At 69.6% G+C, this 20,569-nt stretch carries 22 protein-coding genes; 11 read left to right on the forward strand and 11 right to left on the reverse strand.

Features of this window, described 5'->3' with window-relative positions:
• The first annotated feature begins 11 nt into the window (after window positions 1-11).
• Window positions 12-461, forward strand: a complete 450-nt coding sequence (locus tag AC6CHX_RS08390) for a DUF2871 domain-containing protein (RefSeq protein WP_498272426.1) — start codon at window positions 12-14, stop codon at window positions 459-461.
• 24 nt (window positions 462-485) lie between these two features.
• Here the strand turns inward: AC6CHX_RS08390 and cycA are convergent, their stop codons facing one another.
• Window positions 486-1,961, reverse strand: a complete 1,476-nt coding sequence (gene cycA / locus AC6CHX_RS08395; protein WP_498272427.1) for a D-serine/D-alanine/glycine transporter — start codon at window positions 1,959-1,961, stop codon at window positions 486-488.
• A 155-nt stretch (window positions 1,962-2,116) separates the two neighbouring features.
• Between cycA and AC6CHX_RS08400 the strand changes: the two genes are divergently transcribed.
• Window positions 2,117-3,589: an MATE family efflux transporter gene (locus tag AC6CHX_RS08400; protein WP_498272428.1), complete on the forward strand. Its 1,473-nt coding sequence runs from the start codon at window positions 2,117-2,119 to the stop codon at window positions 3,587-3,589.
• A gap of 152 nt (window positions 3,590-3,741) precedes the next feature.
• A complete protein-coding gene (locus AC6CHX_RS08405) occupies window positions 3,742-4,143 on the forward strand; it encodes a hypothetical protein (protein WP_498272429.1) in 402 nt (133 codons plus the stop codon).
• Between the two features lie 4 nt (window positions 4,144-4,147).
• On the opposite strand, the gene AC6CHX_RS08410 is transcribed toward AC6CHX_RS08405, so the two are convergent.
• Together AC6CHX_RS08410 and AC6CHX_RS08415 are read right to left on the reverse strand one after the other, a co-directional pair.
• Window positions 4,148-5,857: an AMP-binding protein gene (locus AC6CHX_RS08410; protein ID WP_498272430.1), complete on the reverse strand. Its 1,710-nt coding sequence runs from the start codon at window positions 5,855-5,857 to the stop codon at window positions 4,148-4,150.
• 358 nt (window positions 5,858-6,215) lie between these two features.
• The gene (locus tag AC6CHX_RS08415; protein WP_452326379.1) at window positions 6,216-6,683 is read right to left on the reverse strand and encodes an Lrp/AsnC family transcriptional regulator; all 468 of its coding nucleotides are present in this window, start codon (window positions 6,681-6,683) and stop codon (window positions 6,216-6,218) included.
• Between the two features lie 112 nt (window positions 6,684-6,795).
• Here AC6CHX_RS08415 and AC6CHX_RS08420 point away from each other — a divergent pair, with 112 nt between their 5' ends.
• Window positions 6,796-8,043, forward strand: coding sequence for a trans-sulfuration enzyme family protein (locus AC6CHX_RS08420; protein WP_498272431.1), 1,248 nt, complete (start codon window positions 6,796-6,798; stop codon window positions 8,041-8,043).
• Window positions 8,044-8,085: 42 nt separating this feature from the next.
• On the opposite strand, the gene AC6CHX_RS08425 is transcribed toward AC6CHX_RS08420, so the two are convergent.
• Window positions 8,086-8,559 carry an acyl-CoA thioesterase gene (locus tag AC6CHX_RS08425; protein WP_136041891.1) on the reverse strand — a complete coding sequence of 158 codons (474 nt, stop codon included), beginning with the start codon at window positions 8,557-8,559 and terminating at the stop codon, window positions 8,086-8,088.
• Window positions 8,560-8,774: 215 nt separating this feature from the next.
• On the opposite strand from AC6CHX_RS08425, the gene AC6CHX_RS08430 reads away from it, so the two are divergent.
• The 3 genes from AC6CHX_RS08430 (at window position 8,775) to AC6CHX_RS08440 (ending at window position 11,523) form a co-directional block, all read left to right on the forward strand.
• A complete protein-coding gene (locus AC6CHX_RS08430; protein ID WP_498272432.1) occupies window positions 8,775-10,202 on the forward strand; it encodes a hypothetical protein in 1,428 nt (475 codons plus the stop codon).
• A 116-nt stretch (window positions 10,203-10,318) separates the two neighbouring features.
• A complete protein-coding gene (locus AC6CHX_RS08435) occupies window positions 10,319-10,936 on the forward strand; it encodes a ClpP family protease (protein WP_498272433.1) in 618 nt (205 codons plus the stop codon).
• A complete protein-coding gene (locus tag AC6CHX_RS08440) occupies window positions 10,933-11,523 on the forward strand; it encodes a ClpP family protease (RefSeq protein ID WP_498272434.1) in 591 nt (196 codons plus the stop codon). Before AC6CHX_RS08435 ends, AC6CHX_RS08440 begins: the two co-directional genes overlap by 4 nt.
• A gap of 162 nt (window positions 11,524-11,685) precedes the next feature.
• Here the strand turns inward: AC6CHX_RS08440 and AC6CHX_RS08445 are convergent, their stop codons facing one another.
• The 4 genes from AC6CHX_RS08445 to AC6CHX_RS08460 all read right to left on the reverse strand — a co-directional run bounded on the left by AC6CHX_RS08445 (window position 11,686) and on the right by AC6CHX_RS08460 (window position 14,247).
• Window positions 11,686-12,045: a helix-turn-helix domain-containing protein gene (locus AC6CHX_RS08445; protein ID WP_498272435.1), complete on the reverse strand. Its 360-nt coding sequence runs from the start codon at window positions 12,043-12,045 to the stop codon at window positions 11,686-11,688.
• Window positions 12,046-12,112: 67 nt separating this feature from the next.
• Window positions 12,113-13,021: a helix-turn-helix transcriptional regulator gene (locus tag AC6CHX_RS08450; RefSeq protein ID WP_498272436.1), complete on the reverse strand. Its 909-nt coding sequence runs from the start codon at window positions 13,019-13,021 to the stop codon at window positions 12,113-12,115.
• 64 nt (window positions 13,022-13,085) lie between these two features.
• Window positions 13,086-13,559 (reverse strand): MarR family winged helix-turn-helix transcriptional regulator, encoded by a 474-nt coding sequence (locus AC6CHX_RS08455; protein ID WP_498272437.1) that lies wholly within the window; start codon window positions 13,557-13,559, stop codon window positions 13,086-13,088.
• Between the two features lie 28 nt (window positions 13,560-13,587).
• Window positions 13,588-14,247, reverse strand: a complete 660-nt coding sequence (locus tag AC6CHX_RS08460; protein ID WP_498272438.1) for a GTP cyclohydrolase II — start codon at window positions 14,245-14,247, stop codon at window positions 13,588-13,590.
• A gap of 128 nt (window positions 14,248-14,375) precedes the next feature.
• On the opposite strand from AC6CHX_RS08460, the gene AC6CHX_RS08465 reads away from it, so the two are divergent.
• The gene (locus AC6CHX_RS08465; protein ID WP_498272439.1) at window positions 14,376-15,395 is read left to right on the forward strand and encodes a zinc-dependent alcohol dehydrogenase family protein; all 1,020 of its coding nucleotides are present in this window, start codon (window positions 14,376-14,378) and stop codon (window positions 15,393-15,395) included.
• Between the two features lie 102 nt (window positions 15,396-15,497).
• Here AC6CHX_RS08465 and AC6CHX_RS08470 read toward each other — a convergent pair whose 3' ends face one another.
• Window positions 15,498-16,430 carry a DMT family transporter gene (locus AC6CHX_RS08470; RefSeq protein WP_498272440.1) on the reverse strand — a complete coding sequence of 311 codons (933 nt, stop codon included), beginning with the start codon at window positions 16,428-16,430 and terminating at the stop codon, window positions 15,498-15,500.
• A gap of 172 nt (window positions 16,431-16,602) precedes the next feature.
• On the opposite strand from AC6CHX_RS08470, the gene AC6CHX_RS08475 reads away from it, so the two are divergent.
• Window positions 16,603-17,442 (forward strand): sulfurtransferase, encoded by an 840-nt coding sequence (locus AC6CHX_RS08475; protein ID WP_498272441.1) that lies wholly within the window; start codon window positions 16,603-16,605, stop codon window positions 17,440-17,442.
• On the opposite strand, the gene AC6CHX_RS08480 is transcribed toward AC6CHX_RS08475, so the two are convergent.
• Window positions 17,430-18,353 (reverse strand): hypothetical protein, encoded by a 924-nt coding sequence (locus AC6CHX_RS08480; RefSeq protein ID WP_498272442.1) that lies wholly within the window; start codon window positions 18,351-18,353, stop codon window positions 17,430-17,432. The two genes, AC6CHX_RS08475 and AC6CHX_RS08480, sit on opposite strands and share 13 nt — an antisense overlap.
• A gap of 302 nt (window positions 18,354-18,655) precedes the next feature.
• Here AC6CHX_RS08480 and AC6CHX_RS08485 point away from each other — a divergent pair, with 302 nt between their 5' ends.
• Both AC6CHX_RS08485 and AC6CHX_RS08490 read left to right on the forward strand, forming a co-directional pair.
• Complete coding sequence (locus AC6CHX_RS08485; protein WP_498272443.1) at window positions 18,656-19,306, forward strand: acyl-CoA synthetase; 651 nt, start codon at window positions 18,656-18,658, stop codon at window positions 19,304-19,306.
• The gene (locus AC6CHX_RS08490; protein ID WP_498272444.1) at window positions 19,303-19,656 is read left to right on the forward strand and encodes a hypothetical protein; all 354 of its coding nucleotides are present in this window, start codon (window positions 19,303-19,305) and stop codon (window positions 19,654-19,656) included. Before AC6CHX_RS08485 ends, AC6CHX_RS08490 begins: the two co-directional genes overlap by 4 nt.
• Before the next feature lie 40 nt (window positions 19,657-19,696).
• Here the strand turns inward: AC6CHX_RS08490 and AC6CHX_RS08495 are convergent, their stop codons facing one another.
• On the reverse strand, window positions 19,697-20,554 hold the full coding sequence (locus AC6CHX_RS08495) for a sigma-70 family RNA polymerase sigma factor (RefSeq protein WP_498272445.1): 858 nt from the start codon (window positions 20,552-20,554) through the stop codon (window positions 19,697-19,699).
• Window positions 20,555-20,569: the final 15 nt, after the last annotated feature.

Genomic DNA, 20,569 nt, shown 5'->3' on the forward strand with positions numbered 1-20,569 from the left:
AAAGGAACCCGATGCGCCGCCTCTTCTCCGCTGCGTTCGCCTACATGCTGGTGGGCGTCGCCTCCGGACTCTTCTACCGGGAGTTCACCAAGATCAACGACTTCCCCGAGGGGGAGTCGACGCAGCTGGGGCTCGTGCACACGCACCTGCTCGTGCTGGGCTTCGTCGTGCTGCTGATCGTCCTGCTGCTGGAGAAGGTGTTCGCGCTCTCCGAGAGCCGCCTGTTCAGCTGGTTCTTCTGGCTGTACAACGCGGGCCTCGTGCTGACGTCGGCCATGATGGTCTGGCACGGCTGCCTCACGGTGCTCGGCCAGGAGTCGTCGAGCATGATCGCCGGCATCGCCGGGATGGGGCACATCCTGCTCAGCGCCGGCATGGTGCTGCTGTTCCTCGCCCTGCGCAAGCGCCTGTTCGCCGCCGCACCCGCCGCACCCGCCGCCGCCTCCGCCGTCGCGGCCTGAGTTGTGAACCGAGGCCGCCCGAGCTCAGTCCGTGTCGGCCTCCACCGAGTCGTCGCGGAGGTGGGCGATGTGCGCCGCATGGCGTGAGAGGTGGTTCGGCGACTTCCGCACGAACAGCCATGCCACGAACAGCAGCACGAACCAGATCGGCGTCACCAGCAGCGCGGTCAGCGTGTCGGGCTGCGTCGTCAGCGCCCACAGGATGAACACGAAGAACGCGAGCACCACATAGACCATGAACACCCCGCCCGGCATCCGGAACGTGGATGCCGCGACCTTGTCCTTGCGGGTGCGTCGGTACACGAGGTAGCTGCACAGGAAGATCGTCCACACGAACATGAAGCACAGTGCCGAGACCGTGGTCACCATGTCGAAGGCGGTGCCGATGTCCTTGCCCGCGTACAGCAGCACCACGCCGGACAGCAGCAGGATGCACGAGAGGAACAGGGCGTTCTGCGGCACGCGGCGGCGCGAGAGCCGGCCGAAGATCCGCGGGGCGTCGCCGTCCTGCGCGAGGCCGAACACCATGCGCGAGGTCGAGTAGATGCCGGAGTTGGCGCTCGACATGGCCGAGGTGAGCACGACCAGGTTCACCACCGTCGCCGCGATGCCGAGCCCGGCGAGGGCGAACATCGCGATGAACGGGCTCTCCCCGGCGACGTACTCGGTCCACGGGGTCACCGCCATCAGCACGATGAGTGCGCCCACGTAGAACAGAAGGATGCGGATCGGGATGGCGTTGATCGCCTTCGGCAGGTTGCGCTTCGGATCCTTGGTCTCGGCGGCCGCCGTGCCGACCAGCTCGACCCCGACGAACGCGAACACGGCGATCTGGAAGCCGGCGACGAAGCCCATGAAGCCGTGCGGGAACATGCCCCCGTGGTCCCACAGGTTCGAGAAGCTGGCGGTCCCCGCGTCGTGCTGGAAACCGGTGAAGATCATCACGAGCCCGGTGATGATGAGCGCCACGATCGCGACGATCTTGATCAGGGCGAACCAGAACTCCATCTCGCCGAACGCGGCGACGGTCGGCAGGTTCAGCGCGAGGAGGATCACGATCACGAGGACGCCCGGGATCCACAGCGGGATGCCGGGGATGAGCGCATCCGTGTATCCGGCGATCGCGATCACGTCGGCGACGCCGGTGACCACCCAGCAGAACCAGTAGGTCCATCCGGTGAAGAATCCCGCCCACGGCCCGAGCAGATCGCTCGCGAAGTCGCTGAACGACTTGTACTTCAGGTTCGACAGCAGCAGCTCGCCCATCGCCCGCATGACGAAGAACAGCATGAAGCCGATGATCATGTAGACGAAGATCACCGACGGTCCTGCCACCGAGATCGTCTTGCCGCTGCCCATGAACAGGCCGGTCCCGATCGCTCCGCCGATCGCGAGCAGCTGGATGTGGCGGTTGCTCAGCGCTCGCCGCAGATGCTCCTCCTCCTCAACGGCTCCGGCATCGCTCTGGCTTCCGGTTCCCCCCGAATACTGCTTCGTCACTCTCGTCCTCCGGTCTGCGTCGACGGTGTCGCTCCGACGGTACCTTTCACCATGCCGAGCGACAGAATCGAGATCTGGGATACCACTTCGCCGAATCGATTCGATAGTCTGGTTCGGCCCCGATCCATCCCCTCAGTTCTGCGAGCCGCTCCTTCATGGCCACCTCCCTCACCACGGGCCGCCCGTGGCGCGTCATCCTCGCCTTCTCCATCCCGCTGCTCCTCGGCAACGTGGTGCAGCAGCTGTACCAGTTCGCCGACGCGATCGTCGTCGGACGGCACCTCGGCGTCACCTCCCTCGCGGCGGTGGGTGCGACCGGCAGCCTGCTGTTCCTGCTGCTCGGATTCGCCTGGGGTCTGACGAGTGGATTCGCGATCCCCATCGCCCAGGCCTTCGGGGCGCGCGATGATGCGGCCGTGCGCCGCTCGGTGGCCACGGGAGTGCTCCTCAGTGCCATCACGAGCGTGATCCTGACGGTCGCCGCTCCTCTCCTGGCCGGCCCGATCCTCACCCTGCTGCAGACGCCACCGGAGCTGATGGCCGAGGCCACGATCTTCACGCAGATCAGCTTCCTCGGTGCCAGCGCGACGATGTTCTTCAACTACCTGTCCGCGATCATCCGCGCGATCGGCGACTCCAAGACACCGCTGGTGTTCCTCACCGTCTCGTGCGCGCTGAACGTCGGGCTCGTCGTGCTGATGGTCGGCCCGCTCGAGTGGGGAGTGGGCGGAGCCGCGCTCGCGACGGTCGTCGCCCAGGCCGTCTCGGTCGCCCTGTGTCTCGAGTTCGTGCGCCGCCGCCTGCCGATGCTGCACCTGCGTCGGGCCGACTGGCGGATCCGTCGCGACGACATCTCCGAGCACCTGCGCCTCGGCCTGCCCATGGGCTTCCAGGCGTCGATCATCGCGATCGGCACGCTCACGGTGCAGGTCGCGCTGAACACCCTCGGGGCTGACGCGGTCGCCGCCTACACGACCGGTTCCCGGGTCGACAGCCTCGCCGTCGCGCTGTTGTCATCGCTGGGCCTCGCGGTCTCGATGTACGCCGCGCAGAACCACGGTGGCCGTCGCCCCGATCGCATCCGTCGCGGGGTCGTCGAGGCGACCTGGATGGCCGTGGGAGCCGGTGTGGTGCTCGGCGGCCTGCTGATCGCGTTCGGCGCCCCGATGGTGCGACTGTTCATCGGTGCGGGGTCCGACGAGGTGGTCGACATGGCCCACCGGATGCTCATCATCAACGGCTGCGGCTACTGGGCGCTCGGCATGCTGTTCGTGCTGCGCGGCGCGCTGCAGGGGCTCGGGCACACGCTCGTGCCGACCGTGACCGGCGTGATCGAGCTGGTGATGCGCGTGGGCGCGGCCATCGTGCTGGGCGCGTGGATCGGGTTCGACGGCGTCGCGCTGAGCAACCCGCTCGCCTGGATCGGCGCGATCGTGCTGCTGGTCCCGGCCTATGTGCGTGCGCACCGCGAGCTCGGCCGGCTTCCGGTCGCACCGGCCGAGGCCACCGAGACCTCGGCGATCGCGATCGTCGGCCCGACCGACGGCTCGATGGTCGTGGATGCCGTCGTCACCCAGCCGGTGCGCGTCCTCCGCGCCCGTCGCCTGCGGTGGCCGAGCCGCCGCTGACCCCTCGCCGCACCCGATTCCACGCCGCGAGATCTCCGTCTGCAGGATGATGCGGATGGGACTTGAGACGGATGGCCTTTCCACGACACACTTCTAGTGTCGAGGTAGCGGAGTTTCCGCTGGACCGGGGGGTCGTCATGACGACAATGAGAGTGGCCAACGATTTGGCCGAGGTGATGGTGCCGATCGGGTACGTGGGCGCGGCGATCGCCGGTGCCTGTGCGATCGTCGCCGCGGTGGCCGTGATCCGCGGGTCCGGAGGGCTCGTGGGGGGCGCGGTCGGCGTGTGGATCGTGGGCGCACTGATGAGTGTCACCGCGTCGTTCGCACAGCAGTGGCTGCCGCTGATACTGGCGTGCGCCTCACTCGTGGGGATGCTCGTGATCGGCGGAGTCGTGCGGGCCATCATGAGCGCGGGCGGAGTCGGGCGGACCGACGCTCTTGCGGTCGACACGCTGCCGCAGGCCGTGTCCACGGCCAAGCCGGCCGCGGTGTCGAAGTCGCCGCTCACGACGAAGTCTCCTGCGACGGCGTCGATACCGGTCGTGCCCTGAGCGCTCAGCGGTAGTCGCGGTCGCGGTGCTGCCCGGTCTCATCACCGGATTCGACCCGCGCCGCCTCTCGTGCGCGCAGCTCGACGCGGCGGATCTTGCCGGAGATCGTCTTCGGCAGCTCCGGCACGAACTCGATGATCCGCACCCACAGGTGCGACGACAGGCGGTCGTGCGCGTAGGTGAAGATCGCGCGGGCGGCATCCTCCGCGCGCACGGCGGCATCCGGGGTCAGGCACACGTACGCCTTCGGCACGGCCAGCCGTGTCGGGTCGGGACTCGGGATCACGGCCGCCTCGATCACCAGGTCGTGCTCGAGCAGCACCGACTCGAGTTCGAACGGCGAGATCTTGTAGTCGGAGGCCTTGAACACGTCGTCCGAGCGACCGATGTACGTCAGGTAGCCGTCGTCGTCGCGCACCGCGATGTCGCCGGTGTGATGGAAGCCACCCACCCGTGACTCCGCGGTCTTCTCCGGGTCGTCGTAGTAGCCCGCCATGAGTCCGAGCGGCGGCTGCGACAGGTCGAGCGCGATCTCCCCCTCGCTCTCGACGACCTCTCCGGTGACCGGATCGAGCAGCACGACGGGGTAGCCGGGCAGCGGGCGTCCCATCGAGCCGACCTTGACGGGCTGACCGGGGGAGTTGCCGATGCAGGCCGTCATCTCGGTCTGCCCGAAGCCGTCGCGGATCGTGCCGCCCCAGGCATCGCGCACCCGGTCGATGACCTCGGGGTTCAGTGGCTCGCCCGCGCCGACCAGTTCGCGCGGCGGGTGGGTGAGACGGGCGAGGTCGGCCTGGATCAGCATCCGCCACACGGTCGGCGGCGCGCAGAAGGTCGAGACGTGATGCGTGTCCATCACCTGCATCAGGGTGTTCGCGTCGAACCGGTCGTAGTTGTAGACGAACACGGTCGCCTCGGCCAGGAACGGCGAGTAGAAGCTCGACCAGGCGTGCTTCGCCCAGCCGGGGGATGAGATGTTGAGGTGCACGTCGTCGGGCCGCACCCCGAGCCACCACATGGTCGACAGGTGCCCGACCGGGTACGAGACGTGCGTGTGCTGCACCAGCTTCGGCCGGTTCGTGGTGCCCGAGGTGAAGTAGAGCAGCGCGGTGTCGGTCGCGGGGGTCGGACCGTCGGGCTCGAAGGCGGTCGGAGCGGTGGCCGAGTCGGCGAAGCGTGCCCACTCCGTCGGGATGCCGTCGCCCACGCCGATGCGGAGGATGCCGGGGGCGATGTCCGCGAGACGGTCGGCGAGCGGGCCGAGGGTGACCACCGCGCCGGCGCGACCGTGTTCGACGCGGTAGGCGAGATCGGAGGCGGAGAGCAGCGTCGAGGTCGGGATCGATACGGCGCCGATCTTGGTGATCGCCAGCATCACCTCCCACAGCTCGATCGTGTTGTTGAGCATCACGATCACGTGGTCGCCGCGGCGGATGCCGAGGGTGGTGAGCCAGGCCGCGACCTGATCGGAGCGCGTCGAGAGCTCGCCGTACGTCCAGGTGCGCAGGCTCAGGTCGGCCTCGACGATCTGCACCGCGGGACGGTCGGGGTTCTCGCCGGCGATGACGTCGAACCACTCGAGCGCGAAGTTGAACTCCGGGGCCTCGGGCCAGGTGAAACCGGCGCGGGCTGCGGCGTAGTCGGTGGCGTTCGCGAAGAGGAAGTCGCGCATCTCGCGGATGGTGTGCGTGGCGGTGGTGGCGCTGCGGCTCATGGTGCTCCCTTGCTGGCGTGCGTTCCATCTTCGCGCACCGTCCGTCGAGCTTCGCCCGTTCCGGTCGCGCTTCGCTGGTTCCGGTCGCAGTCTCTGCCACCTCGTGTTGAGCTTCGCCCGTTCCGGTCGCAGTTCCTGCCGCCTCGTGTTGCGCTTCGCCCGTTCCGGTCGCAGTTCGTGCCGCCTTCGCGCGCGCGGGGCGACAGAAAGTGCGACCGGAACGAAGGCGCTGGTACGTGAGGAAGGGTGCGACCGGAACGCAGGCGCTGGCACGGAGGAAGGGTGCGACCGGAACGAAGGCGGTGGCATGGAGGAAGGGTAAGGGTGCGACCGGAAGGCAGGCGAGGCAGGTCCGGGGTCAGCGGGGGAGCACGCCGGGGCCGTCGCGCAGCTCGAACACGAGCTGGGTCTCGGTGCCGCGCACGACCGGGTGCACCGTGATGTGCTCGAGCACGATGTCACGCAGTGCCGTCGCATCCTGCACGGCCACGTGCACCAGGAAGTCGTCGACGCCGGCGACGTGGAAGACCTGCAGCACCCGCGGGATGTCGGCGAGCGCATCGAACAGCGCCGTCACCTTGGCGCCGGTGTGGTTGGCGAGGCGCACCTTGATGATCGCCTGCAGGGGGAAGCCGAGAGCCGCCCCGTCGATGCGGATGCGGGTGTCGCGGATGACGCCCCGCTCACGCAGCGCCCGCACCCGATGCGCGCACGTCGACTCGGCGAGGCCGAGGCGATGCGCCAGGGCCTTGTTGGTCGTCTCGGCATCCCGAGTGAGGATCGCCAGCAGCTCGAGATCCGTCTCGTCGAGTTGTGCTTTCGCCAATGTGCTCCCCTTTCGGACGCCGGATGCTGCACAGAATAGCGTTGGATGCCGAATCGATTGCGTGTTCTGTCGACTTCCTGCGCCGATGCCGTGATTCCGGCAACGTGGAGACATGACTGCACCGCTGCATCCCGACACCGTCGCCGTCCACAGCGGGCGCTCCGATCTCGAGGGTCTCGGGGTCCACGCGCTGCCGATCGACCTGTCGACCACCAACCCGCTCCCCGACATCGAGCGCGGCGGAGACTCCTACGAGGCGATGGCCACGGGCGGCCGCCCGCCCGCCGAGGGCAGCATGGTCTACGCGCGGCTGTGGAATCCGACGGTCGCCCGCTTCGAAGAGGCCCTCGCCGAGCTCGAGCACGCGGAGGCCGCGGTGGCCTTCGCCTCGGGGATGGCCGCGATGACCGCCGTGATCCTCGCGCACACGGGGGCGACGGGCGCACGCCACGTCGTCGCGGTGCGTCCGCTCTACGGCGGCACCGACCACCTGCTCGGGTCCGGACTGCTCGGCGTCGAGACCACGTACTGCCACCCCGATGAGGTGGCCGCGTCCATGCGGTCCGACACCGGGCTCGTGGTCGTCGAGACCCCCGCGAACCCCACGCTCGACATCGCCGACATCGCCGAAGTGGTGCGCCAGGCAGGTTCGGTGCCGGTCGTCGTCGACAACACGTTCGCGACCCCGATCCTGCAGAACCCGATCGACCTGGGTGCCGCGATGTCACTGCACAGCGCGACCAAATACCTCGGCGGCCACGGCGATGTGATCGCCGGAGTCGTCGCCTGCAGCGAAGAGACCGCGGAGGCGCTGCGCCGCGTGCGGGCGGTGACCGGGGGGCTTCTGCATCCGCTCGGGGCGTACCTGCTGCACCGCGGTCTCACGACCCTGCCGGTGCGGGTGCGGCACCAGCAGGAGAGCGCGCGGCGGGTGGTGCAGTGGCTGATCGACCGTCCCGAGGTCGCCGAGGTCTTCTATCCGGGGCTCGACGGAGACCCGCGGGGCATCCTGGAACGGCAGATGCGCGGCACGGGCGCGATGATCGCGATGCGGATGCGGGGCGGCTTCGCCGCAGCATCCGCCGTCACGACCGCGACGAGCCTGTTCACGCACGCCGTCTCGCTCGGCGGGGTGGACTCGCTGATCCAGCATCCGGCCGCGCTCACCCACCGCCCGGTGCCGCCCGAAGCCCGCCCGTCCGCCGATGTGCTGCGTCTGTCGATCGGCCTCGAGGACGTCGATGACCTGATCGCCGATCTCGCGCAGGCGTTCGCGGCGGCGTCTTCGCCAACCGAGCCACCCCTCTCCGTCCGAGCCACCCCCATGAGTGACGCGCGCAGGGGGGCCGTTCGCACATAGCGGGGTGGTTCGGGCGGTTCGGGCGGTTCGCGGTCGCGGCGGTCAGAGCGAGGGGAGTCGGATCGTCCCGGTCGTGCTGTGCTCGGTCGGCATCCGGTCACGGTCGTAGGTGATCTCGCGGTAGCCGTGCGGGGTCGGCACTCCGTCCTCATCGAGGCTGACGAACACGATCTTCTCGATCGTGAGGATGCGCTTGCGCGTGATCATGTTGCGGGCGACCGCGCGCATCGTCAGTGACGTCGTGCCGAAGTGCGTGGCCTGCAGGCCGATCTCGATCAGGTCGCCCTGCACCGCCGATGCCTCGAAGTTGATCTCCGAGATGTGCTTGGTGACCGCGCGGTAGTTGCCCAGCTGCACGATCGCGTAGATCGCCGCCTCTTCGTCGATCCACTTCAGCAGGCTCCCGCCGAAGAGGGAGCCGTTCGCGTTGAGATCCTCGGGCCGCACCCACTTGCGGGTGCGGAAGTTGAGTCCGTCTTCCGACCACTGCCAGGCCGGTGCCTTCTGCTTCGCCATGGGCATGAGAGTAGGCCGGGCGTGAGTCCGCGATGTTACGAGGCGTTTTCGGGGCGACGACGGACCGCCACGGGCGCCGTTTGTGGACTCGCCACAAGAAACTGAGTGCCAGCGACTCTGAGACTTGGTTTCGAGCGGCAAATCCGCGGGTCGTGTACCGGCGCGCCCATACAGTCACCCGTGGCAACGACGCCACTGACCCCCGGGAGTCCTCGATGACGAGTACGAAACCCCACGCGCACGGCAACGGCATGCGCATCGCCGTGATCGTGCTCAGCCTGCTGCTGGCCGCGATGGTGATCCTGTTCTTCGTGGTGACGAACAAGATCGCCGCCGGCGCCTCCGAACTGGCCGACGGCACGACCTCGGCGAAGGGCGGTTCGGCCGAACTCGCCGCCGGTGCCACCGATCTCTCGGACGGCGCCGACCGACTCGCCGAGGGTAGCGGCGACCTCGCATCCGGTGCGGCCAGCGCGAAGAACGGATCGCAGAAGGTGAGCGACGGTGCGACGAAGGCGGCAGCCGGCGCGACCACACTCGCGGAGGGCGCCGGAAGTCTCGCCGCAGGTGCCGCCTCGGCCGTCGACGGCGCGGGCAGGATCAGCGGGGGAGCCCAGACTGCGCTCGCCGGAGCGCAGGAGCTCGCGTCGAAGCTCGTGAAGGCGGATGCCGGAGCGCAGACCGTCGCGACGGGAGCAGCGAAGCTCGCGGCCGGGGTCGACGGTGCTCATCAGTACACGAACGCCGTGCTCGACGGTGCGACCAAACTGAGGAACGCGCTGACGGCGGGCGTGACCCCCTCGGTGCAGACCCTCGCCCACCCCGACACGAAGATTGCCCTCGAAGGCCTCGCAGCCTCCGCGCCGGGCAACTCCCAACAGCTCGCCGACGGTCTCGCCGGACTGCTCGCGGCCGACCCCGAGAACCCGACGCTGCAGGCGCTCGCGCGCCTCGCGGCCGGCGTGGATCAGCAGGTGGACGCCATGGCGGCACCGACGTATGCGGCCCCCGCCCTCGCGCAGGGGCTCATCGGCGCCGCAGACGGTGCGACGAGCGTCACCGCCGGTGTGGGGGCGATCGTGAACGGCGACCCGTCGAAGGGGTGGCCCGGAACCGTCGCCCTCGTCGCTCCGGAGGCGGCCCCCGCCCTCGCGACCGGGGCGCAGACGCTGAAATCCGGCACCGCGCAGCTCTCGGCCGGCGCGGCCAAGCTGGCAACGGGACTGCAGACGCTGTCCTCCGGAGCCTCCTCGCTGTACGCCGGCACCTCGAACCTCAGCGCCGGTGCGACCCGGCTGAACGACGGCGCGAGCACGCTCGCCACGGGGGTCGGCACCCTCCAGTCCGGTGCCGGCGACCTCGACGAGGGCATCGGAAAGCTGGCGACCGGAGCCGATGCCGTGGCGCAGGGCTCGGGAGACCTCGCAGCCGGCGGCGACAAGCTCGAAGCCGGCGCCGCCGACCTGGCCGAGGGCAACGGCCTGATCGCGGAAGGATCGGGCACGCTCGCCACCGCCACGGCCGGAGTCGCCCCGTCGATGCTGCCCTGGATCCTCGGCATCGCGCTCGCCGGCCTGATCGCGATCGGCTTCTGGGTCGGTCACCGCGTCAGCCACCGCCGCTCCCTCGCCCTCGCCGCCTGACCCCACCCCTCCCACCGCTGCCTGAGCGGATGCCGTCCCACCGGCATCCGCTCAGGGCAGAGCGGCTCAGGGCAGAATCCGGCCGATCGCGTGCGGCGGCGACGGATGCTGGGGGCATGAGCGAAGAAAACCCCTCCATCCCGCAGTTCGGCCCCGAGGCCCGGCGCGCGCTGTTCCACGAGCGGGTGCTCGTGCTCGACGGTGCGCTCGACGACGACAACGGCACGCTGCTGATGACGCAGCTGCTTGCGCTGTCGGCCGAGGACCCGGTCGCCGACATCGCCCTCTGGATCCACTCGCCCGGCGGCTCGGTGCCGTCGATGCTCGCGCTCCGCGACATCATGCGGCTGATCCCCAACGACGTCGCCACCCTCGCCCTCGGACTCGCCTGCAGTGCGGGGCAGTTCCTGCTCTCCGCCGGCACCCCCGGCAAGCGGCGGGCGCTTCCGCACGCGCGCATCCTCATGCATCAGGGTTCGGCCGGCATCGGCGGTTCCGCGGGCGAGATCGAGACGCAAGCCGATGACCTGCGGCACATGCGCGACACGGTGCTGGGTCTCATCTCGGCAGACACCGGCCAGCCCCTCGACCGCATCTTCGAGGACTCGCTGCACGACCGCTGGTACACCGCGGCCCAGGCGCAGGAGTACGGCTTCATCGACGGGGTCGTGGCCTCGATCGCCGAGGTGATGCCGCGACAACGCGCGCGCGTCGGACTGGGGGTGAACGCATGAGCACGTACTCGATCCCGAACGTCATCGCGCAGCATCCGCGGGGCGAGCGCATCATGGACGTCTACTCCCACCTGCTCGCCGAGCGCGTCATCTACCTCGGCACGGGCATCGATGCGGGGGTCGCGAACGCCCTCATCGCGCAGCTGCTGCACCTCGACGCGGACAGTCCGGAGAGCGGCATCCAGTTCTACATCAACAGCGAGGGCGGCGATCCGGGGGCGGCGCTGGCGATCTACGACACGATGCAGCACATCCGTCCCGCCATCGCGACGACGTGCGTCGGGCAGGCGATCGGCCCGGCCGCGCTGCTCGTCGCCGCCGGAGCATCGGGGCAGCGTGCCGCTCTGGCCCACGCCCGCATCGTGCTGCATCAGCCGGCCGGGCAGTCGCGCGGCGCGATCCCCGACCTGATCCTCGCGGCCGACGAGGTGGTGCGGGTGCGTTCCGACATGGAGGAGATCCTCGCCAGGCACAGCGGCCGCACGGTCGCAGAGCTCCGCGCCGACACCGACCGCGACCGGGTGTTCACGGCATCCGCGGCGCTGGACTACGGACTGATCGACACGGTGCTCGGCCCGCGGGCCTGACCCCTCCGGGGGACGCTTCCCTCGGACGGATGTCGGGAGGACGCACGGATGTCCGGAGACACGCCGTGGTTACTCCCGACATCCGTGAATTCTCCCGACAGGTGGCACCGAAAGGGCGGGTCAGGCGGTACCGAAAGGGGCGGGTCAGGCGGCTCGGGCGGGTCAGGCGGCGAGGGCGAAGGAGCCGCGCGACACCGAGACCGAGACCGCAGCGGATGCCGGCTCCGCGGCCGCGCGCAGGTCATCGGCCACGGCGCTCGTGAGGTCGATCAGGCTCGTATCGAGTGCACCGGCGATCGCCGCGATCATCTCGCTCGACGGCTCCTTCAGTCCTCGCTCGACCTCGGAGAGGTACTGCGGCGAGACACCAGCCTTCTCCGCTGTCTCGGTGAGGGTCTCGTCGCGGTCGTGTCGGCGGCGACGCAGCTGGTCGCCCAGCAGCTGACGCCACAGCGGCTCGGGACCGTTCGACTTCGGGCGATCGGTGCGAGGGGTGCGCGGGAACGAGATCAGGTCGGCCATGCCTCACGATAAACCGCGGCATCCGGCGGGTTCGAGCTGTTCTGCTCAGAGCAGAACCGCTGCCTGCTCAGGCGTCGGCGCGGCCGGCGGTGCGGTCGGAAGCGGCGTCGGGTGCCGCTGCTTCGGATGCTGCCGCCTCGGTCGCCGCCCAACTGGCGAGCATCCGGAGCTTGTCGGCCGAAGGCGTCCCCGGCTCGGCCGTGTACGTCGACAGGTGCAGCCCGGGGTCTGCGGGCAGCGCGAACGCCTCGTAGGTCAACTCGATCTCGCCGACCACCGGATGCGCGATGCGTTTCACGCCCGTCCGATGGAAGCGCACATCGTGGGCGGCCCACAGCGTGCGGAACCGCTCGCTCCTCGTCGAGAGCTCGCCGACGAGGTCGGTCAGCTTCCGGTCGAACGGGTCACGTCCCGCCTCGCCCCGCATCGCCGCGACCAGCTCCCGGGTGTTGCGATCCCACTCGGGGTAGAAGTCCTGCGCGGCCGGGTCGAGGAAGGCGAAGCGTGCACTGTTCGGCTTCGGCTGAGCGAACACCGGAGCGTAGAGGGCACGGCCCAGCGCATTGGCGGCGAGGTAGTCGAAGTAGTTGTTGCGCACCACCGCCGGGGCCTCGATCATCGCATCGAGCAGACGGAGGATGCTGGCGCGCAGCTCACCGGGCTTCTTCCGCGGAGTCCGCACGATCGGTGAGGCGTTCGCGGCGCGGGCGAGGTCGAACAGGTGCGCCGTCTCGGCTTCGTCGAGCTGCAGCGCCCTGGCGAGGGCGTCGAGCACGCTGTCGGAAGCCCCGGACAGGTCGCCGCGTTCGAGGCGCGTGTAGTAGTCGACGCTGACGCCCGCGAGCAGCGAGACCTCTTCGCGGCGCAGTCCCGGAACGCGGCGGTTGCCGCCGAATACGGGCAGGCCCGCCTGGTCGGGGGTGATGCGGGCGCGCCTCGTCGAGAGGAATTCGCGCACCTCGCTGCGGGTGTCCATGCTCCGACGCTACGCCTTCCGGCTCGGACGAGGGAGGTACTGGCGGTACCGGGCAGGGAGGGAGCTACAGTGCCGCGGTCACGCCGGGCAGGAGCTTGCCGAGGATCGCCCCGAGCTGCTCGCGCTCCTCATCCGTGAGCGGGTCCAGCACCAGCTCGCGCACCTGCCCGACGTGCACCGGCGCGGCCGTGCGCAGCATCTCGCGACCCTCGGCGGTCAGGGTGGCCGAGAGCGTGCGCTTGTCGGAGCTGCACGAGGTGCGTTCCACCCAGCCGCGCTCCTCGAGCGAGTCCAGGGCATGGCTCAGCCGTGAGCGACTGAGTCCGGCGATACGGGCGAGCTCCGTCATCGTGACCGTGCCCTCACCCTGCCCGGCAAGGGTGATGAGGATCGCGTAGCGGGCGTGATTCAGCCCGACCTCTTCTTTCAGGGTGCGGTCGAGCACCTGCGGGAGCAGTTGGACGAACCGGATGACGGGGAGCCAGGTCGCCATCTCGCCGTCGTCGAGTCGACGCGGATGCTGCGGCTCCGCGGTCATGGTGCCCTCCTCGCGTGTCACTCCTGTGTCACGCCGCCGACAGGTCGAGCGTGTGCGCGGTGTGGTCCCGCTTGGCCTGCAGGTAGCGGGAGTTGGCCTCCGACAGGTGCACCTCGGTGCGCACCCGCTCGGTCACGCGGATGCCGAGTGACTCGAGCTGCACGGCCTTGTCGGGGTTGTTGCTCAGCAGACGGATGCCGTCGACGCCGATCGCGTTCAGCATCTGCGCGGCGACGGTGTAGTCGCGCTCGTCCTCGCCGTGCCCCAGGGCGACGTTCGCCTCATAGGTGTCGAGTCCGGCATCCTGCAGCGCGTAGGCGTCGAGCTTGGCGTACAGGCCGATGCCGCGACCCTCCTGGCGCAGGTACAGCAGGAAGCCGCCTTCGTCGGCGATGCGCTCGACGGCCTCGCGCAGCTGGGGGCCGCAGTCGCAGCGCTCCGAGCCGAAGACGTCGCCGGTCAGGCACTCGCTGTGCGGGCGGACGAGCGGTGCATCCCCGCCGTCGACGGCGCGTTCGAGTGCCGCGCGCCAGTCGCCGAGGCCGAGCAGCAGGTGCTCGCGGCCGTCGACCAGGCCGTCGAAGGTGACGACGTCTGCGGTGGTGGAGAAGCCGTCGCCGAAGCGCAGCGGCACGCGGACGCGGGTGCGTTCCGTGGCGACCGGAGCGACGGTTGAAGTTTCAATCATGTCGGGTGCAACGCGCCGCTCGACGAACTATTCCCGTGGACCGCGATCCGAGGGGTGCCCCGACAGGGCCTCCCACCCGGGACGGAATGGGCGTTGACTGGATCCACACGACAGAAGGAGCAGCACGAATGCGTGGAGTAGTCATGTACGCCCCCGGCGACGTCCGGGTGGAGGAGCGCGAGAAGCCGACGATCACCCGGCCGACGGATGCCGTCATCCGGCTCGCCGCGACCTGCATCTGCGGGTCGGACCTGTGGCCGTACCGCGGTGACGACGACGTCGACCACACGCCGATGGGTCACGAGTACGTCGGCGTCGTCGAGGAGATCGGCGACGAGGTGCAGACCCTGAAGGTCGGCGACTTCGTGGTCGGCTCCTTCATGGCCTCGGACAACACCTGCGAGATCTGTCAGGCCGGCTACCAGTCCCGCTGCGTGCACGTCGTCCCGATGGGCAGGTACGGCACGCAGGCCGAGTACTCGCTGATCCCGCACGCCGACGGCACGCTCGTCGTCACGCCCGGGCAGCCCGACGCCGACCTGATCCCCTCGCTGCTCGCGGCATCCGACGTTCTCGGCACGGGGTGGTTCGCGGCGGTCGCCGCTGAGGCGGGACCCGGCAAGACGGTCGCCGTCGTCGGCGACGGAGCGGTGGGCCTGCTCGGCATCCTCGCTGCCCGCGAACTCGGCGCCGAACGGATCATCGCGATGAGCCGGCACGCCGACCGGCAGGCACTCGCGCGCGAGTTCGGCGCCACCGACATCGTCGAGGAGCGCGGAGACGAGGGGGTGGCGCGCATCAAGGAGCTCACGAACGGGCTCGGCGCGCACTCGGTCATCGAGGCGGTCGGTACGCAGGAGTCGATGATGCAGGCCATCCGCTCGACCCGCCCCGGCGGACATGTCGGCTACGTCGGTGTCTCGCACGAGGTGGCACTGCCCGGCGAGGAACTGTTCTTCTCCGGCGTGCACCTGCACGGCGGCCCGGCTCCGGTGCGTCGCTTCCTCCCCGAGCTGATCCAGCTCATCTGGGACCGGAAGATCGACCCCGGCAAGGTGTTCGACCTCACCCTCCCGCTCGAGGATGCCGCGGAGGGCTATCGCGCCATGGACGAGCGTCGCGCCACCAAGGTGCTGCTCACGCTCTGACATCGCGGGCATCCGCGCGTCCGCGACCCTCGCTCCGCGCTTCACCCCGCGCTTCGTGCGGTGAAATCCAGTTCTGACGGCCGGATCCGCCAGATTCGGCCGTCAGAACTGCGATTGGCCGTCGGAAGGTGCGGTCGTCTCGGTGCCCGCCTGCGCCGCCCGCCGCCGCCGACGAACGAGCTTCAGCTCGCTGGCCAGGATGCCGAGCACGACGAGCGCGCCGCCGATTAGGGCGGTCGCGGGCAGGCGTTCTCCGGCGACACGGCCGATGACCCCTGCCCACACCGGCTCCCCGGCGTAGATGATGGTCGCGCGCGTGGGGGAGACCGACTTCTGGGCCCAGTTCATGGTCAGCTGGATCAGGCAGCTCGCCGCACCCAGCCCCACCGCGCAGCCGACCCAGATCCACGAGAACTCCGGCACGTTCTCACCCACCACCGGCATCGTGAGCAGTCCCAGCACCCCGGCGGTCAGCAGCTGGATGACGGTGATGCGGCCGAGGTCGATCTTCCCGGCGAACAGGCTGATCAGGATGATCTCGGCCGCGATGGGCAGAGTGCTGATCATGGTGACGATCTCGCCCCTGCCGAGGGTGAGCGCGAAGGCGTCGGGTCCCGCGATCAGCAGCAGCCCCACGAAAGCCAACCCCGCGCCCACGAAGGCCATCGCCGGCGGGCGTTTGCGGAACACGGCCCACTGCGCGAGCGGCACCAGCGGCACGTACATCGCCGTGATGAACGCCGAGGTGCTGCTGTCGATGGTCTGCAGTCCGAGAGTCTGCAGTCCGTAGCCGAGATAGATCATGATGCCGATCGCGACGCCGGCGCCGACGTCGCGCCAGCGGATGCCGCGCAGCACCCGGCGGAAGATCACCACGCTGATCAGCCCGGCGATCAGGAACCGGATGCCGACGAAGAACCAGGGCCCCGAGTGCTCCATCGCCCAGTGCACGAGCAGGAACGTGCCGCCCCACACCGCGGTGATCGCGATGAGCGCGGCCTCCTGCGGGCGGAACCGCATCCACCGAAGGGGCATTCGCAGCCCCTTTCTCGACGTGGCCGGATCGAGCATAGTCGCCCACCCCCACCCTTCGAATCGCGCAGACGGTTCGATTCGGCCGTCGGATCGGACCGTCTGCGCGATTCGAAAGTGACACCGGAAGACGGCCACGGACCGGATGCCGCTGCGGACTCGGTAGCCTCGCAGGATGAGCGACTTCGTGAGTGCATCCGAGCTGAACGACCTGCTGAGCGGAGGTGCGCCCGTGCGCGTGATCGACGTGCGGTGGCGGCTCGATCGACCCGAGGCCGGGCACGACGACTACCTGACGGGCCACATCCCCGGTGCCGTGTTCGTCTCCCTCGACACCGAGCTCGCCACCCACGGCGAACCGTCGGAGGGGCGGCATCCGCTGCCGTCGACCGCCACGCTCCAGGCCGCGGCCCGTCGCTGGGGAGTCCGCGCCGGCGACACCGTCGTGGCCTACGACGACTTCAAGGGCATCTCCGCGGCGCGCGCCTGGTGGCTGCTGCGCCAGGGCGGGGTCGATGTGCGGGTGCTCGACGGCGGCATCCGCGGTTGGCAGGCCGAAGGCTTCGAGGTCGCGACCGACGACGTGGTGCCCGAGCAGGGCGACGTCGTGCTCGACGAGATCGGCGGCGACGCGCTGTCGATCGACGAGACGGCCGCGTTCCCGCAGTCGGGCGTGCTGATCGACGCGCGAGCGGCAGACCGGTACCGCGGCGACTCGGAGCCGTACGACCCGGTCGCCGGACACATCCCCGGCGCACGGAACCTCCCCGAACCCGTGCACTTCGATGCTGCGGGGCGGATCCTCGACCGCGAGACGATCCTCGCGTCCTTCGCCGAGATCGGGGTGACGCCCGGCACTCCGGTCGCCGCCTACTGCGGATCCGGCGTCACGGCCGCGCACACGGCACTCGTCCTGCACGAGGTGGGCATCGACGCCCGGGTCTTCCCGGGCTCGTGGAGCCAGTGGTCCAACACGCCGGGCCGCCCGGTCGCCACTGGCGATCAGCCCGGCTGATCCTCCCGCGGGCCGTAGCCCCAGTGCAGCCCGAGCGCGCCGGGGCCGAACGCGCGACGCACCAGGTGCACCGACGTCCCTCGGGTGAGTGGCACGTCGGTGACGGTGACGCCGTCCGGAGTCTCGACCCGTTCCTCGCACCAGTCCGGCACGGCATCCGGGTGGAAGCGCGTCCACACCAGCAACTCTCTGGCCTTCTGCGCCAGCGCATGGCCGGTGTCGCGCATCGGCGGATAGTCGGGCGGATACGTCACCGACCACTCGACCATCGCGGTGTCCGGTGCGGTCAGCGGCACGTCGAGTTCGAAGAGCACCCCGTGCACCTCGCCGTCGGGGTGCGAGTATCGGGCGGTGATGCGTCCGCCCGACACTGCGCTCAGAATCGGCGCGGGGGTGCTGACGCCCGGCGTGATCTCGAGGAACGGAATGGCCGTGATCGTGCCGATCGTGGACTGCAGGATGCTGCGCGTGATGCTGTAGGCGACGTTCCCGTCGGCGTCGACGTCGGTCACGGAGTGGGTGGTCAGCTCGCGCGAGGTGTCGGGGTACGACGCGCCCAGCGCGCTGAAGGCCATCATGACAGCGCGCTCGAGCTCCTCCTCGTCCAGGGGGAACCGATTCGGTCCGAGCGGACCGGTCCTGTTCGTGGGGCCGAGGTGTCGGCGCAGCGCACCGGCGTCGAGACAGAGGAGATCCTCGATGTCGACCAGCGCAGCGAGCGACTGCGCACCTTCCGGGCGGCGCGCCCCCGAACGCCAATAGCTCAGCGTCGCCATCGACACCCGGTTCCCGCGCATGTTGAGCTGCTGATGCAGCCACGACAGCGTCACGTGCCTCGCGTTGATCGCGTCGCGCAGAGTCGCCGCGAAAGCATCGGAGCCGGACCTGCGTTCGTCATACTCGTAACTCATCACAGCCCCCGTCCGGTATGTGAATACCACCGTCCTAAAGTGAGCATACGACCGCACGCGCACACCTCAGGGGACCGGGTGGGCATGTGGGGTCACTTGGTCGTCATCGCAGGCAGGGTGCCCGACCCTGCGAGACCGGCCTGACGCAGTGATGCCCCCGTGCTGCGTACGTCGTGAAGCCCGGCAGTCGATCTGGGGAGATCCGCCGGGCTTCACGAATCCCCCTCGGCACGCCCGTCGGCGTCGCGGCTGCGCGCCCCCGCGTAGACTGGGAGGAACACCCCGGAGGACTCTGGACCGTCATGTCTGCCCCTGCTCGCGCATTCACCATGCGCCACGTGCAATTGCTGCGCGCGCTGTTCGCCGCCGTCGCCGCACTGATGATCACGTTCTCATCGGACCACTCCGCCCCCGTCGGCCTCTCGGTCTTCAGCGGCTTCGTCTTCACCACTGCTCTCGTCCAACTGCTCGCGGCGTGGCTGGTGCTCCCGGCGGGTTCGCGCTGGTCGTACATCCTGCTCGCCGCGCTCGGCATCGTCGCCGGCGGTGTGAGCGGCATCCCGGCCTGGCGATCCGACGACCTGTTCTTCATCGTCGTGTCCTCCTGGGCGATCGTGAGCGGCGGCATCGAGATCCTCGCCGGCATCCGCTCGCGTCGTACCGCTGATCCGCTGTCACGCGACGCGATCACGGTGGGCGCGCTGGGCGTCCTGCTGGGAATCGTCTTGCTGCTGATCCCGGCCGACTTCCTCCAGGAGTACACGATCGACAAGGCCGGCACGTTCGTGCTGTCCGGCATCATCCTCGGCGTCGGCATGCTCGGCGGCTACGCGGCGATCGTCGCGGTCTTCCTCGGCATCGCCGGACTCACCCCGAAGCGGGTGGATGCCGCCGCCACGGCCACCGAATCGAATGACAGTGCCGCCCCCGCGGAGCACGGAGGAGAGCGATGAGCGACGAGAAGCCCACCCGTCGGGACATCCTGCGCCCGCTGCACCTGCTGCTGATCGCGCTGGGCTGCGGCGTCTTCGCCATGGTGGTCACGCTCGTCTCCACCGGCGCTTTCACCTCGCGTGTGAACACGGCGATCGCGAACGGCACCTACGACGGTCTGACTCCCGTCGCGCTGGGGCTCGTCGTCGGCGGAGGGGCGTTCATCGTCACGCTGCTGATCCTGGCGATGCTGATCCTCGCGGTCGACCCCGCCGACGTCACCAAGACCATCGACCGTCCGGTGCTGTACGACCCGGAGCCCGAGGGCGAGGCGGAGGGCGACGAGCCCGGCCGCACCTCGTCTTCGTGAGAACTCCGCCGCATCAGGCCTGACGGGCGGTCGCAGCGACTCAGCGGGCGGGCAGATCCAGGTCGGCGAGGCGCGCCGGATCGAGGATCGACACGACATCGACCATCCTTCCGTAGACGATCGTGCAGGACATCAGTGCGATCGGCCGACCGCTCGGGCCCCAGGCGAGGATGCCGGGCTCGCCGTTCACACTGACTCGGCGGGCTTCGACGCGGGCGGGGTCGCCCCGGCGTACGGCACGGAGCACCTCGTTCGCGCCGACCTGGATGGATCGTCCGCGTGGCATGTGCACGTGCCAGGTCATCTCCGGGTCGAGCACGCGGAGCAGGGCATCGAAGTCGCCGCCGCGTGCGGCCGCGAGGAATGCATCGACCACGTCGCGGCGCTGCTGTCGACCGCCGTTGGGCAGCGGGACCCCCTGCACCTTGCGGCGCGCGCGACTCGCGAGCATCTTCGCGGCATCCGTCGAGCATCCGACGATCGACCCCACCTCGGCGAACGGCACCGCGAACAGGTCGTGCAGCACGAAGGCGAGCCGCTCGTCGGGTCGCAGCGACTCGAGCACGACCACCAGGGCGAGGCCGAGCGCGTCGGCGACGACCGCGGCATCCTCCGGGCCGTCGTCGTCTTCGGTGACGACGAGTTCGGTCTCCCAGACCTCTAGCGCGGACTCGGAGCGCGCCGAGCGGCTGCGCAGGATGTCGATGCAGATCCGGCCCACGACTCGGGTGAGCCACCCGCCGAGGTTGTCGATGTGCTCCGTCTGACGGTCCAGGCGGAGCCACGCCTCCTGAACGGCGTCCTCGGCGTCGGCGCGTGAGGAGAGCATGCGGGTCGCCAGTGCCAGCATCCGCGGCCGGTTCTCCTCGAATCCCGCGGTGAGGGAGTCCGTGTCCATCGCTGTTACCTCCGT

It is taken from the genome of Microbacterium sp. GQ128 (genome assembly GCF_059758615.1).

Excerpts from the sequence above, each read along its gene's own strand:
- AC6CHX_RS08390 (WP_498272426.1), top strand. The coding sequence starts at position 12 with ATGCGCCGCCTCTTCTCCGCTGCGTTCGCCTACATGCTGGTGGGCGTC.
- AC6CHX_RS08400 (WP_498272428.1), top strand. The coding sequence starts at position 2,117 with ATGGCCACCTCCCTCACCACGGGCCGCCCGTGGCGCGTCATCCTCGCC.
- AC6CHX_RS08410 (WP_498272430.1), bottom strand. The coding sequence starts at position 5,857 with ATGAGCCGCAGCGCCACCACCGCCACGCACACCATCCGCGAGATGCGC.
- AC6CHX_RS08420 (WP_498272431.1), top strand. The coding sequence starts at position 6,796 with ATGACTGCACCGCTGCATCCCGACACCGTCGCCGTCCACAGCGGGCGC.
- AC6CHX_RS08425 (WP_136041891.1), bottom strand. The coding sequence starts at position 8,559 with ATGGCGAAGCAGAAGGCACCGGCCTGGCAGTGGTCGGAAGACGGACTC.
- AC6CHX_RS08430 (WP_498272432.1), top strand. The coding sequence starts at position 8,775 with ATGACGAGTACGAAACCCCACGCGCACGGCAACGGCATGCGCATCGCC.
- AC6CHX_RS08435 (WP_498272433.1), top strand. The coding sequence starts at position 10,319 with ATGAGCGAAGAAAACCCCTCCATCCCGCAGTTCGGCCCCGAGGCCCGG.
- AC6CHX_RS08440 (WP_498272434.1), top strand. The coding sequence starts at position 10,933 with ATGAGCACGTACTCGATCCCGAACGTCATCGCGCAGCATCCGCGGGGC.
- AC6CHX_RS08445 (WP_498272435.1), bottom strand. The coding sequence starts at position 12,045 with ATGGCCGACCTGATCTCGTTCCCGCGCACCCCTCGCACCGATCGCCCG.
- AC6CHX_RS08450 (WP_498272436.1), bottom strand. The coding sequence starts at position 13,021 with ATGGACACCCGCAGCGAGGTGCGCGAATTCCTCTCGACGAGGCGCGCC.
- AC6CHX_RS08455 (WP_498272437.1), bottom strand. The coding sequence starts at position 13,559 with ATGACCGCGGAGCCGCAGCATCCGCGTCGACTCGACGACGGCGAGATG.
- AC6CHX_RS08460 (WP_498272438.1), bottom strand. The coding sequence starts at position 14,247 with ATGATTGAAACTTCAACCGTCGCTCCGGTCGCCACGGAACGCACCCGC.
- AC6CHX_RS08465 (WP_498272439.1), top strand. The coding sequence starts at position 14,376 with ATGCGTGGAGTAGTCATGTACGCCCCCGGCGACGTCCGGGTGGAGGAG.
- AC6CHX_RS08470 (WP_498272440.1), bottom strand. The coding sequence starts at position 16,430 with ATGCCCCTTCGGTGGATGCGGTTCCGCCCGCAGGAGGCCGCGCTCATC.
- AC6CHX_RS08475 (WP_498272441.1), top strand. The coding sequence starts at position 16,603 with ATGAGCGACTTCGTGAGTGCATCCGAGCTGAACGACCTGCTGAGCGGA.
- AC6CHX_RS08480 (WP_498272442.1), bottom strand. The coding sequence starts at position 18,353 with ATGAGTTACGAGTATGACGAACGCAGGTCCGGCTCCGATGCTTTCGCG.
- AC6CHX_RS08485 (WP_498272443.1), top strand. The coding sequence starts at position 18,656 with ATGTCTGCCCCTGCTCGCGCATTCACCATGCGCCACGTGCAATTGCTG.
- AC6CHX_RS08490 (WP_498272444.1), top strand. The coding sequence starts at position 19,303 with ATGAGCGACGAGAAGCCCACCCGTCGGGACATCCTGCGCCCGCTGCAC.
- AC6CHX_RS08495 (WP_498272445.1), bottom strand. The coding sequence starts at position 20,554 with ATGGACACGGACTCCCTCACCGCGGGATTCGAGGAGAACCGGCCGCGG.